The sequence below is a fragment of the Streptomyces sp. NPDC058469 genome (assembly GCF_042721125.1).
GTDB lineage: Bacteria > Actinomycetota > Actinomycetes > Streptomycetales > Streptomycetaceae > Streptomyces.
The window spans coordinates 36,921-49,118 of record NZ_JBHXME010000073.1 but is presented as its reverse complement, the minus strand read 5'-3'; the positions used below and the strand labels follow the sequence as shown (position 1 = coordinate 49,118).

The following is a 12,198-nucleotide window of genomic DNA, read 5'->3' as shown; positions in this document are numbered from 1 at the left end:
GGGCGGGGGCGGCCGCGGGGGCGCCCGTACCGTCGTCGATCACGGCCAGCTCGGCGCCGACCTCGACGGTCTCGTCCTCGGCCACCTTGATGGAGGCCAGCACACCGGCGACGGGCGAGGGGATCTCGGTGTCGACCTTGTCGGTCGACACTTCGAGCAGCGGCTCGTCGGCCTCTACTCGCTCGCCCTCGGCCTTCAGCCAGCGGGTGACAGTGCCCTCGGTGACGCTTTCACCGAGCGCCGGAAGGGTTACGGAAACCGCCATGGTTTCGGTTGCTCCTTACGAATTGCGGAAGTCTGTGTCGTCGTCCGACCGAGGGGGTCAGTCGTGGGAGTGGAGAGGCTTGCCTGCCAGTGCCAGGTGGGCCTCGCCGAGCGCCTCGCTCTGCGTCGGGTGGGCGTGGATCAGCTGGGCGACCTCGGCGGGCAGCGCCTCCCAGTTGTAGATCAGCTGGGCTTCGCCGACCTGCTCGCCCATGCGGTCGCCGACCATGTGGACGCCGACCACGGCACCGTCCTTCACCTGGACGAGCTTGATCTCGCCCGAGGTGTTGAGGATCTTGCTCTTGCCGTTGCCCGCGAGGTTGTACTTCAGAGCGACGACCTTGTCCGCGCCGTAGATCTCCTTGGCCTTGGCCTCGGTGATGCCCACGGAGGCGACCTCGGGGTGGCAGTACGTCACCCGGGGGACACCGTCGTAGTCGATCGGAACGGTCTTCAGACCGGCCAGACGCTCCGCCACCAGGATGCCCTCGGCGAAGCCGACGTGCGCGAGCTGGAGCGTCGGGACCAGGTCACCGACGGCGGAGATGGTCGGGACGTTCGTCCGCATGTACTCGTCGACCGTGACGTAGCCGCGGTCGATCGCGACGCCCTGCTCCTCGTAGCCGAGACCGGCGGAGACCGGGCCGCGGCCCACCGCGACGAGCAGGAGCTCGGCCTCGAACTCCTTGCCGTCGGCGAGGGTGACCTTGACGCCGTTCTCGGTGTACTCGGCCTTCGAGAAGAAGGTGCCCAGGTTGAACTTGATGCCGCGCTTGCGGAACGCGCGCTCAAGAAGCTTGGAGGAGTTCTCGTCCTCAAGCGGGGCGAGGTGCTTGAGGCCCTCGATGATCGTCACGTCGGCGCCGAAGGACTTCCACGCGGAGGCGAACTCCACGCCGATGACACCGCCGCCGAGGATGATCGCGGACTGCGGGACACGGTCCAGGACGAGGGCGTGGTCCGAGGAGATGATGCGGTTGCCGTCGATCTCCAGGCCCGGCAGCGACTTCGGCACGGAGCCGGTCGCCAGCAGGACGTGGCGGCCCTGGATGCGCTGGCCGTTGACGTCGACGGAGGTGGGGGAGGAGAGCCTGCCCTCACCCTCGATGTAGTGCACCTTGCGGGATGCGATCAGACCCTGCAGACCCTTGTACAGGCCCGAGACGACGCCGTCCTTGTACTTGTGGACGGCCGGTACGTCGATGCCCTCGAAGGTGGCCTTGACACCGAACTGCTCGCTCTCGCGGGCCTGGTCGGCGATCTCGCCCGCGTGGAGCAGTGCCTTGGTGGGGATGCAACCTCGGTGCAGGCAGGTGCCGCCGACCTTGTCCTTCTCGATCAGGGCGACGTCCAGACCCAGCTGGGCCCCGCGCAGCGCCGCGGCGTAACCGCCACTACCACCGCCGAGGATCACTAGGTCGAAAACGGTGCTGGCGTCGTTCGCCACGTCACGTCCTCCATGCATGTGCGCCACGCCGGTCGGCGACGACCGGTCGGCGGCTGGTGTCCGGCCGCTCTTTCTTCGGCCCTGTGGTGGGGGCCCTGTCCTGCCGAGCCCATCTTCGCACTTGTCAGCAGCCAACGAGACGCCGGGCCGGGGTGTGAGTCACCACACGCTCACTTGAGAGCAGGGACCGAGGTGACCCACCCAGGGGCGCGGGGAACTGCGCGACCGGCCACAGGCCGTCCCGCAGTCGCCCACGCACCTGAGGCATCGAGCTATGAGGCGAAGAACGTCAGCCCAGATCCCCGGCCGCGGTCAACTCCGCAAGCCGCACAAGCGTCCGCACCGCAGACCCCGTCCCACCCTTGGGCGTGTAACCGAACGCCCCGGACTCGTTGAACGCAGGCCCCGCGATGTCGAGGTGGGCCCAAGTGATCCCCTCACCGACGAACTCGCGCAGGAACAGCCCGGCAACCAGCCCGCCACCCATCCGCTCACCCATGTTCGCGATGTCGGCGGTGGGGGAGTCCATGCCCTTGCGCAGGTGCTCCGGCAACGGCATCGGCCACGACGGCTCACCGACCTCCTCCGCCGCCTCGACAATCGCGGAGCGGAACGCGTCGTCGTTCGCCATCACACCGAACGTCCGGCTCCCGAGCGCCAGAACCATCGCCCCGGTCAGTGTCGCCACGTCCACGATCGCGTCCGGCTTCTCCGCCGACGCCGCCCACAGCGCGTCCGCGAGGACGAGGCGGCCCTCGGCGTCCGTGTTGAGGACCTCGACGGTCTTGCCGCTGAACATGCGCAGCACGTCACCGGGACGGGTCGCGGACCCGGACGGCATGTTCTCGGCGAGCGCCAGCCAGCCGGTCACATTGACCTCAAGGCCCAGGCGGGCGGCGACGACGACGGCGGCGAACACGGCGGCCGCACCGCTCATGTCGCACTTCATCGTCTCGTTGTGCCCGGCCGGCTTGAGCGAGATGCCGCCCGAGTCGTACGTGATGCCCTTGCCGACGAACGCGAGGTGCTTGGTGGCGTCGGCGTGCGTGTACGACAGCTTCACCAGGCGCGGACCGGCCGCGGAACCGGCGCCGACGCCGAGGATGCCGCCGTAGCCGCCCTTCTCCAGTGCCTTCTCGTCGAGCACCTGCACCTTGATGCCGTGCTCCTTCGCCGCGGTCTGCGCGACGGCGGCGAAGGCCTCGGGGTCGAGGTCGTTCGGCGGGGTGTTGATCAGGTCGCGGGCGCGGTTGAGCTCCTCGGTGACCGCGAGCGCACGCTCCACGGCCGCCTTGTACTCCTTGTCGCGCGGCTTGCCGCCGAGCAGGGCGACCTCGGCGAGGGGGGCCTTGCCGTTGCCCTTCGCGTCCTTGCCGTTGCCCTTGTACGCGTCGAAGGAGTACGCGCCGAGCAGCGCGCCCTCGGCGATCGCGCCGGCGTCGGCGGCGTCGGTGAGGGGGAGCGCGAAGGCGGCCTTCTTGGCGCCGGTGAGTGCGCGGGCGGCGACGCCGGCGGCCCGGCGCAGCGCCTCGGCGTCGTACGCCTCGCCGTCCTCGGGCTCCGTGCCGAGTCCCACCGCGAGCACGAGCGGTGCCTTGAAGCCGGCCGGTGCGGGCAGCTTCGTGATCTCGCCCTCGGCACCGGAGGCGCCCAGGGTCTCCAGGACGCCGGCGAGCCTGCCGTCGTACGCCTTGTCCACGGCGTCGGCGCCCGGTGCGACGACCGGGCCCTTGCCGCCCTTGCCGACACCGATCACGATCGCGTCGGCCCGCAGGCCGGGCGCCGCGGCGGTGCTGAGAGTGAGAGCAGTCACAGTGGTGAATTCTCGCTTCCGATGTGGAGTTGCTGTGGTCGAGCGGTGTGGGTCGACCGGGCCCGACAGCCGACCCTATTTCCGACCTGCGGCGGCGGTGGACATAGGGGGCCGGTGAGTGCCCAGGACGAGCGTACGCGCGTGTGCGTGATGGCTCATTCCCGCGGGGCCACGGAAAGGGCGGCGGGGCCGGCACCCGTCGGCGGCGGCGTGGCCACTTCTCGATCCTCACCCTGGATGCCCTGCGCCACACTCGTGAGGTTCATGTGGGCGACATGCTCATCGATTTGCATGATTTCCACGGATCCTCCGCGGGACGACCACAGGGAGGATCGCTTGCGGGAGGGACGACATGGCGCACAGAACGCGCGGATGGAGATCCGGGGCCGCTGTACTGGCGGCCGCAGGACTGCTGGTGCTGGGCCTGGAGGCGCCCGGCGCGTCGGCCGCCGACGAGCCTCGCATCGATCTCAAGGTACTGGTGGTGGACAACGGCGACAGCCCCGTCGAGGCCATCGCCGCCCAGCTGAAGAGCGAGGGCATTCCGTACACGACTGTGAACCTGAACGACTCGGGCCGCCCCACGGTCGACGCGGCCTTCCTCAGCGACACGGTCGACGGCACACCCCGCGCCAAGTACCAGGGCGTCGTCCTGCCGAACGAGGCGCCGTTCGGGACCAGTTCGGCGGAACAGACCGCACTGGACGCCTACGAGACGACGTACGGCATCCCTCAGGTCGACGCCTACACGTGGGCGCACCCGGAGGTCGGTCTGGACTACGCCGCCTACACCGGGGCACTCGACGGGCATGAGGCAGATGTCACGGCCGACGGCAAGGCGGGCTCTTTCGGCTATCTTGACGGGCCGCTCACATTCGAGGACAACTCCTCGTCCGTGCAGGAGAGTTACGGCTTCGTGGCCACGCCCAGGACCGGTTTCACGAGCTACGTCGACACCGCCGTACCCGGCGGTACCGGGCGCGGCAGCCTGGTCGGCGAGTACGCGCACGACGGGCGCCGCGAACTGGTGCTGACCTTCGCCTACAACCAATACCAGCAGCAGTTCCGGGTGTTGGCGCGCGGCATCGTCGAATGGCTGACTCAGGGCGTGCACCTGGGCCAGGCGCGCAATTATTTCTCCGTGCATGTCGACGACGTCTTCGCGCCCGACGACCGCTGGGACACCACGCTCAACTGCACGCCGGGCGACTACGACTGCGCGGCGGGCGAGGTCTCGACGGCCACGCCGATCCGGATGACCGCGGCCGACGCGGTGTACGCGGCCCAGTGGGAGCAGGACCACGGGTTCACCTTCGACCTGGCCTTCAACGCGGGCCTGGGCGAGGACTGGAAGAGCGAGAACGGCGGCACGGACGCCCTCACCGACCAACTCCTCGCCGACAAGGCCGACTTCCGCTGGATCAACCACACGTACACGCACGAATTCCTCGGCTGCGTCCAGGACGTGACGACCGTGCCCTGGACCTGCGCGAAGAACGCGGACGGCACGACCCAGTACATGAGCCGGGCCGACATCTCCGCGGAGATCGCCAACGACTACAACTGGGCGCTGGCGAACGGACTTCCGGTCGAGCGGGACGAGCTGGTCACCGGTGAGCACTCGGGTCTGAAGACGCTGCCGCAGCAGCCCGACGACAACCCGAACCTGGCCGGCGCCCTCGCCGACAACGGCATCACGTGGACGGGCTCCGACCACTCCCGCGAGAGCGACCAGCGGGCCGTCGGCGACGCGCTCACCGTGCCGCGCTATCCGATGAACGTGTACTACAACGCGGGCACCAAGGCCGAGATGGCCGACGAGTACAACTGGATCTACACCTCCACGGCCGACGGCGGCAGCGGTGTCTGCGAGAACAACCCCAACTCCACCTGCCTGTCAGCACCGTTGGACACCGCCACCGGCTACGACGACTACATCGTCCCGCAGGAGGTGGCCACCGACCTCGGTCACGCCATCAGCAACGACCCGCTCCCGCACTACGCGCACCAGTCCAACCTGGCCGAGGACCGCGTCCTCTACCCGGTCCTGGACAAGGTGCTCGCCGGATACCAGGCGCTGTTCGCCGACAACACCCCGCTGGAGAACCTGCGGGAGAGCGCGATCGGCACCGAACTGCGCAGCCGCGCCGCCTGGCAGACCGCCGTCACGAACGGCTCCGTCGAGGCGTACCGCGTAGGCACCACCGTCACCGTCAACGCCCCCACAGGGATCCAGATCCCGTTGACCGCACCCGAAGGGACCACCAAGCAACTCCTGCTCGGCACCACCGCGTTCGGGACGCCGTACGCGGGAGAGCGCTCGGCCTGGACCACGCCGGAGCTTGCGCAGACCGCTCTCACGCTGAACCTGCCCGCCTGACCCCACGACAGCGCAGCGCAGCCAGCCATCACGCGCACCCCGGCCACCACAGACCGGCCGGGGTGCGCGCCAGAGCCGTCAACAAGTTCCGCAGGGGGGAACTCCGCATGATGCGCACCGGCCGTCATGTCACCATGCTGACCGAAGGCACCTATCCGCACGTCCACGGCGGGGTCAGCACCTGGTGCGACCAGCTCGTCAAGGGCATGCCCGAGGTCGACTTCCACGTCCTGTCCCTCACCGGCAGCGGTCGCGAACCCGTGACCTGGGAGCTGCCGCCCAACGTCTACCGGCACACGTCCGTGCCGACCTGGGGCCCGCGCCCCGGCCGCAAACGCGGACTGTACGGCGCCGCCCGCCGCCGCTTCGTCGACTCCTACGAGCGGTTCCTGCTCTCCTTCCTCGACCCCGAGGCCCACTGCGACTTCGGCGAGAGCCTCTACGACCTGGCCCGACTCGCCCGCGACGGACGCCTGTCGGCGGCCCTGCGCACCGAGACGGCGCTGCGCTCGCTGATGTGGATCTGGACGATGCCGCATCTGGCAACAGCCGCCGCCCGCCCCACAGTTCACGACGCGCTCACCGCGACGGACCTGCTGGAACACGCACTTCGCCCGCTCGGCGTCCGCATCCCCGAGGACTGCGTCGCGCACGCCGTCAGCAGCGGCCTGGCGACCCTGCCCGCACTCGCCGCCAAGAAGCTCGACGGAGTGCCCTTCCTCCTCACCGAGCACGGCATCTACCTGCGCGAGCGCTACCTCGGCTACCGCCGCGACGGCCAGCGCTGGCCCGTGAAGGCGTTCATGCTCGGCTTCTACCGCGAACTGAACTCCCACGGCTACAAGGCCGCCGACCTGATCACCCCGTGCAACCAGTACAACCGCCGCTGGGAGGAGCGCGGCGGTGCCGACGCCGACAAGATCCGCACGGTCTACAACGGCGTCGACCCGGCCGCCTTCCCGCACGCGGGCCCCGAACCGGAGATCCCCACGCTCTCCTGGTGCGGCCGCGTCGACCCCATCAAAGACCTTGAAACACTTCTACGCGCGTATGCGGCCGTGCGCGCCGAGATGCCCGAGACCAGGCTGCGCCTGTTCGGCCCCGTCCCGGCCGGCGGCGAGGCCTACCGCACCAAACTGGAGAAGCTCGCCGCCGAGTTGGGCGTCACCGACGGGGTCACCTTCGAGGGCCGCATCAGCGAGGTGTGGCGCGCGTACGCGGCCGGTCACGTCGTCATGCTGTCGTCGATCTCCGAGGGCTTCCCGTTCTCCATCATCGAGGCCATGTCCTGCGGCCGTACGACCGTCTCGACCGATGTCGGGGGAGTGAGCGAGGCCGTCGGCGACACCGGTCTCGTGGTGCCGCCGCGCGAGCCGGAGAAGATGGCCGCCGCCGCTCTCACACTCCTCCGGGACGACGAACGGCGCCTGGAATTGGGCGAGTTGTCCCGGCAGAGGGTTATCGAGCGCTTCACGTTGCGTCGCTCGGTGGACAATTTCCGGACTATTTACCAGGAGCTCGCGGGCCGCCCCGAGGTGTACGAGCCCACGGTCGAGACCGTCGCCGACTGGACCGCCGAGCTGCGCGATCCGTGGTACAAGGCGGTCGCCACGGACGGGACCGACTGGTGACCGGTTCCATCTGGCTGCCACCGGGCGCGAGTTCGGACACCCTCCCCGGCGTTCCCAAGCAACGCCCCTCGCCGAGCTGGGCCGAGCCCGACCCGATCGACGAACTCGCCGAGCGCCTCGACGAGTTCGTCGCCGCGGCCGTGCACCCCGACGAGATCGCCGCACTCCTGGAGTCCGACGGCATGTCGGACGACCAGATACGCGAGCGGTACGGCGTCAAGAACTCCTTCGCCTTGGCCGAGGAGTTGTACGAACGCGTCGACCGCCGCTTCCCCGAACCCGACGGCCCCGTCCACGACCCCTGGCAAGTAGGCCTGCTCGGCTGCCTGTTGCGCGGAGTCGTCTTCGCCCTCCCGGGCTTCGGCTACGTCCTGGGGGCACCCCTGCTGGCGGGCCGCCCCGAGTCCTTCGGCCTCCCGTCGGGCACCCTCCCCCTGCTGGCCGGCGCCCTGGTCGGCTGGACCTGGAACCAGGGCCTGGCCCACCGGGCCTACTCCTGGCTCGGGTTGGGCGACAAACCGGCAGCCCGCCACAGCCTCCTGATCGGGGCACCCCTGGGCGCCCTCCTGGGCGCCGCGGTCGCCCTGGCAGCAGCGGGCACCGCCCACCCGGCGGCCGTAGCCTTCGCCGCAGGCCAGTCCTGCTACCTGGGCGCGGCTACGGTCCTGCTGGTCATGGGCCGCGAACGGGCGTTGCTGGCAACGCTGTTGCCGATGACGGCGGGCGCGGTGGTAGCCATGGCCCACGAGATCCCGGATGCGGCACGCCTGGCCCTATTGCTGGGTTCCCTATTGGCGGTAGTAACACTGGCGTTGCTCGAAGTGCTGCCCGGCGGACTTGCCGTTAAGGCGCGCGGGGCTGTATTTGATTTGCGGCTACCGCCGCGTGAGCGCGCTCAGCCACAACGCACCCGCAGCCAAAAAACAACAATGTCCCCCCGACTCACAGCATCCCTACCGTTCGCCCTGTTCGGCTTCAGCAGCGGCGCCCTAGTCCTCTACGCAGCCCTAGGAGACATCCTCGCCGGCCAAACCCACAGCGCAGCCGCAGCCCCAGCCGCAGTAGCCCTAACCCTGAGCATGGGCCCAGCAGAGTGGCTGCTCTACCGCTTCCGCAGCGGCAGCCTCACAGGCCTACGCAACAGCCGCACTCCCAAGGCCTTCTGGCGCACAACAGGCCAAACCCTCACCCTGTGCCTGACCACTTACCTCGCCGCCCTGACGGCGCTCACCCTCCTCGCCACCACCCTCTGGCCCCACACCCCCGGCATCAACGCCGTGAGCCTCACCGCCCTGCTCCTCCTGGGCATGGTCCTGTGGACAGGCCTGCTCCTGCAGTCCTTCGGCGCGGTCATAGGCGCAGCGGCGATTTGCTGCGCGGCGGCAGTGGCCCAGACCCTGGCCCTCCTCACCCACGCGGCAGGCCCGCACTGGATCGCCCTGTTCGTGAACGGCACCGCGGCGCTGGTCCAAGCGGCCCTGGTCTGCGGCCTGTTGGGCAGGGTAACGGCACACCGATGAGCCGACTGCTGGTCCCGTACTACGAACACCCCACCGTCCGCCCCGCAGAGTGGGCCGCGATCGTGGCGGCGGCCCCCCGCCTCTACGGCGTGGTCCTCAACCCGGCCAGCGGCCCCGGCGAAGCCCCCGACCCCGCCTTCGCCGAGGTGGCGGCCCAACTCCGCGCGGCGGACGTCAGGTTGATCGGCTACACGGACACGGACTACGGCCGACGCCCATACACGGACGTGGTCGAGGACCTGACCCACTACCACGACTGGTACGGCGCGGACGGAGCCTTCCTGGACCAAGTGGCAGCCGGCCAGGCCGAGTTCAGGCACTACCAACGCATCGCCACCGCGGCCTGGGGCACCGGCTGCGGCACGCTCGTGCTGAACCACGGCACGACCCCCCACCCGTCGTACGCCCGCATAGCGGACGTCCTCGTGACCTTCGAGGGCAACTGGACGACGTACCGCCGACTACCGCCCCAGTCCTGGCGCGGCACAACGGGAATCCACTTCGGCCACCTCGTCTACGGAGTCCCGCCCGAGGTCGACTTCGAGGCGGAGGCCCGCGCCCGGGGGGCCTCGGTGCACTGCGCGGTACCGGGCATGGGTGATCATCCTTGGGGTACCTTGCCCCACACCCTGGAGCCTTTTCCGTGAGACGCCCCACCCCGCTGCCGGCCCTGCTTCTGCTCCTGCTGCTCGCGGGCTGCACCTCCACCCCCGACGACAAGCCGTCCCCCACACCGGACGCCACACCGACCGGCACCCGCTGGCAACCCCGCCCCGGCGTCGCCTGGCAGTGGCAGCTCAGCGGACGCCTGGACATCTCCGTCGACGTCCCGGTCTACGACATCGACGGCTTCGACCACTCCAAGGCGACGGTGACCGCGCTGCACGACAAGGGCCGCAAGGTCATCTGCTACATCTCGACCGGTGCCTGGGAGGACTTCCGCCCGGACGCCAAGAAGTTCCCCAAGTCGGTACTGGGCAAGGGCAACGGCTGGAAGGGCGAACGTTGGCTCGACATCCGCCGTACGGACGTGCTGGAGCCGTTGATGGCGGCCCGCCTCGACATGTGCCGCGACAAGGGCTTCGACGCGGTGGAGCCCGACAACATGGACGGCTACCAGAACGACACCGGCTTCCCCCTCAAGCCCGCCGACCAACTCCGCTACAACCGCCTCATCGCCAAGCTGGCCCACGCCCGGGGCATGGCCGTCGGCCTGAAGAACGACCTCGACCAAATCCCCGCCCTGGTAAGGGACTTCGACTTCGCGGTCAACGAACAGTGCGCCCAGTACGGCGAATGCGACACCCTGACCCCGTTCATCAAGGCCGGCAAGGCGGTCTTCCACGTCGAGTACGAACTCCCGACCAGCCGCTTCTGCGCTGACTCCCGCCGCTTGAAGCTGAGTTCACTGGAGAAGAAGTACGAACTGGGGGCATGGCGCCGGTCCTGTTAAAACAAGCCTGAGAGCAGCCCACTTAGGGGCGCGGGGAACTGCGCGACCAGCCACGACGATCCGGCACTTACCCACCAAGTGAAAGCACCACGAACGCAGCCGTAGCCGCACTCTCCGCAAGCCCCCCGAACACGTCCCCCGTAACCCCACCAAACCGCCGCCGACAGTGCCGCAGAAGAAACTCAGCGACAACCAGGGCCACAACAAACGCGGGGCCGATCGCATAGATCCCCAGAGCCACCCCGCACGCCCAACCCACGACCACGACCGCCACCCCCAGGCCCAGCGCCCAGCGAACCGGCACAACCCCCGCAACCGCCGCCCCCAACCCCTCCGGCCGAGCCGCAGGCACCCCCGCCCGCGCGGCCAGCGTCAGCGCCAGCCGGGCAGCGATCCCCGAGACGACCGCCGCGACCGCACCCCGAGCCCACGAGTCGTCGTAGAGCTGAGAGAGCGCGGCCACCTGAGCCAGCAGCACGAAAACGAGAGCGAGCACCCCGAACGGCCCGATGTCCGACTGCTTCATGATCCGCAGCGCGTCCTCCGCAGGCTTCCCGCTACCAAGCCCATCGGCGGTGTCCGCAAGCCCATCCAGATGCAGCCCCCGGGTGAGAACGGCAGGCACGGCAACGCTGGCAACGGCGGCGAGCAACGGCCCCGCACCCAGAAACAGGAGCAGCAGCCCAAGCCCGGCAGCACAGCCGCCGACGACCACCCCGACGCCCGGGGCCACCAGCATTCCGGCGCGCGCGGCCTCCCGGTCCCAGCGGGTCACCGTGACCGGAAGGACGGTCAGGGTGCCGAACGCGAAGCGGAGGCCGTCGAGGGGCGAGGTCTTGGACACCGGCGCAGGTTACCCGGCGGTCGAGAGGGCGGTCCCCGCAGCCCTGGCTAAAGTGCCCATATGGGACATTGGCTGCACCGCAACATCGTCGAGCCGGGCAAACTGCCGCTGCTCCTCGCGCTCACCGCCTTCGTCCTGACGTTCCTCATCACCCGGGTCATCACCCGGCTGATCCGCGCGGGCAAGGGCCCCTTCGGCAACATCAAGGCGGGCGAGGTGCACATCCACCACGTCGTCCCGGGCGTGGTCCTCACGGTGATCGGCGGCTTCGGCGCGGTGGCCAGCACGCGCTACGGCGTCGGATCGGCCCTGTTCGCGATCGTCTTCGGCATGGGTGCGGGCCTGGTGCTGGACGAGTTCGCGCTGATCCTCTACCTCGACGACGTGTACTGGACCGAGGCGGGCCGCAAGAGCGTGGAGGCGGTGGTGCTCACCGCGGCCCTGGTCGGCTTCGTCCTCGCCGGCTTCTCACCGTTCGGCGTCAACGACCTCACCGACTCCGAACTCCACGACCGCGCGAGCGTGATCGTCAGCGTCGCGGTGAACTTCCTGTTCTCCCTCATCGCGCTGAGCAAGGGCAAGGCCCGCACGGCGGTCTTCGGCGTCCTGGTCCCGCTGGTCGCCGTCGTCGGCGCGATCCGCCTCGCCCGCCCGGGTTCCCCCTGGGCCAAGCGCTTCTACCGCAAGCGCCGCCACCGGGCCCGAGCCCGCTCCACCCTCCGCGCCTACCACCACGACCGCCGCTGGGCGGGCCCGCGCCGCGTCGTCCAGGACTGGCTCGGCGGGAAACCGGATCCGGAACCGGTACGGATTCCCGGGCGCCCGTGAGGACACCCCGCCCCGCCC

General features: G+C 69.6%; 11 protein-coding genes. 6 read left to right on the top strand and 5 right to left on the bottom strand.

The genetic code is table 11. The annotated features are described in order from the left end of the window. The 4 genes from ACFWP5_RS27950 to ACFWP5_RS27935 form a co-directional block, all read right to left on the bottom strand. The coding region (locus ACFWP5_RS27950) for a biotin/lipoyl-containing protein (protein ID WP_384162179.1) at window positions 1–265 on the bottom strand (265 nt) is incomplete at its 3' end. Between the two features lie 57 nt (window positions 266–322). Further along, a complete protein-coding gene (gene lpdA, locus ACFWP5_RS27945) occupies window positions 323–1,711 on the bottom strand; it encodes a dihydrolipoyl dehydrogenase (protein WP_384162176.1) in 1,389 nt (462 codons plus the stop codon). 289 nt (window positions 1,712–2,000) lie between these two features. Continuing rightward, complete coding sequence (locus ACFWP5_RS27940) at window positions 2,001–3,524, bottom strand: leucyl aminopeptidase (RefSeq protein WP_384162174.1); 1,524 nt, start codon at window positions 3,522–3,524, stop codon at window positions 2,001–2,003. A gap of 155 nt (window positions 3,525–3,679) precedes the next feature. Beyond that, window positions 3,680–3,817 (bottom strand): hypothetical protein, encoded by a 138-nt coding sequence (locus ACFWP5_RS27935; RefSeq protein ID WP_384162171.1) that lies wholly within the window; start codon window positions 3,815–3,817, stop codon window positions 3,680–3,682. 59 nt (window positions 3,818–3,876) lie between these two features. On the opposite strand from ACFWP5_RS27935, the gene ACFWP5_RS27930 reads away from it, so the two are divergent. The 5 genes from ACFWP5_RS27930 to ACFWP5_RS27910 all read left to right on the top strand — a co-directional run bounded on the left by ACFWP5_RS27930 (window position 3,877) and on the right by ACFWP5_RS27910 (window position 10,508). Beyond that, window positions 3,877–5,904, top strand: coding sequence for a hypothetical protein (locus tag ACFWP5_RS27930; protein WP_384162168.1), 2,028 nt, complete (start codon window positions 3,877–3,879; stop codon window positions 5,902–5,904). 107 nt (window positions 5,905–6,011) lie between these two features. Beyond that, the gene (gene pelF / locus ACFWP5_RS27925) at window positions 6,012–7,535 is read left to right on the top strand and encodes a GT4 family glycosyltransferase PelF (protein WP_384162165.1); all 1,524 of its coding nucleotides are present in this window, start codon (window positions 6,012–6,014) and stop codon (window positions 7,533–7,535) included. Continuing rightward, window positions 7,532–9,055, top strand: coding sequence for a hypothetical protein (locus ACFWP5_RS27920; protein ID WP_384162162.1), 1,524 nt, complete (start codon window positions 7,532–7,534; stop codon window positions 9,053–9,055). Before pelF ends, ACFWP5_RS27920 begins: the two co-directional genes overlap by 4 nt. After that, window positions 9,052–9,702 carry a spherulation-specific family 4 protein gene (locus ACFWP5_RS27915; protein ID WP_384162160.1) on the top strand — a complete coding sequence of 217 codons (651 nt, stop codon included), beginning with the start codon at window positions 9,052–9,054 and terminating at the stop codon, window positions 9,700–9,702. The genes ACFWP5_RS27920 and ACFWP5_RS27915 overlap by 4 nt, the downstream gene beginning before the upstream one ends. After that, entirely contained in the window at window positions 9,699–10,508 is an 810-nt protein-coding gene (locus ACFWP5_RS27910; RefSeq protein ID WP_384162157.1) for an endo alpha-1,4 polygalactosaminidase, read from the top strand. Before ACFWP5_RS27915 ends, ACFWP5_RS27910 begins: the two co-directional genes overlap by 4 nt. A 67-nt stretch (window positions 10,509–10,575) precedes the next feature. On the opposite strand, the gene ACFWP5_RS27905 is transcribed toward ACFWP5_RS27910, so the two are convergent. Continuing rightward, window positions 10,576–11,352 carry an adenosylcobinamide-GDP ribazoletransferase gene (locus ACFWP5_RS27905; protein WP_384162154.1) on the bottom strand — a complete coding sequence of 259 codons (777 nt, stop codon included), beginning with the start codon at window positions 11,350–11,352 and terminating at the stop codon, window positions 10,576–10,578. Between the two features lie 60 nt (window positions 11,353–11,412). Between ACFWP5_RS27905 and ACFWP5_RS27900 the strand changes: the two genes are divergently transcribed. Continuing rightward, the gene (locus ACFWP5_RS27900; RefSeq protein ID WP_384162152.1) at window positions 11,413–12,180 is read left to right on the top strand and encodes a hypothetical protein; all 768 of its coding nucleotides are present in this window, start codon (window positions 11,413–11,415) and stop codon (window positions 12,178–12,180) included. The last annotated feature ends 18 nt before the right edge of the window (window positions 12,181–12,198 follow it).

Coding starts and splice junctions, on each gene's coding strand:
- ACFWP5_RS27935 (WP_384162171.1), bottom strand. CDS start 3,817: ATGCAAATCGATGAGCATGTCGCCCACATGAACCTCACGAGTGTGGCG.
- ACFWP5_RS27930 (WP_384162168.1), top strand. CDS start 3,877: ATGGCGCACAGAACGCGCGGATGGAGATCCGGGGCCGCTGTACTGGCG.
- pelF (WP_384162165.1), top strand. CDS start 6,012: ATGATGCGCACCGGCCGTCATGTCACCATGCTGACCGAAGGCACCTAT.
- ACFWP5_RS27915 (WP_384162160.1), top strand. CDS start 9,052: ATGAGCCGACTGCTGGTCCCGTACTACGAACACCCCACCGTCCGCCCC.
- ACFWP5_RS27900 (WP_384162152.1), top strand. CDS start 11,413: ATGGGACATTGGCTGCACCGCAACATCGTCGAGCCGGGCAAACTGCCG.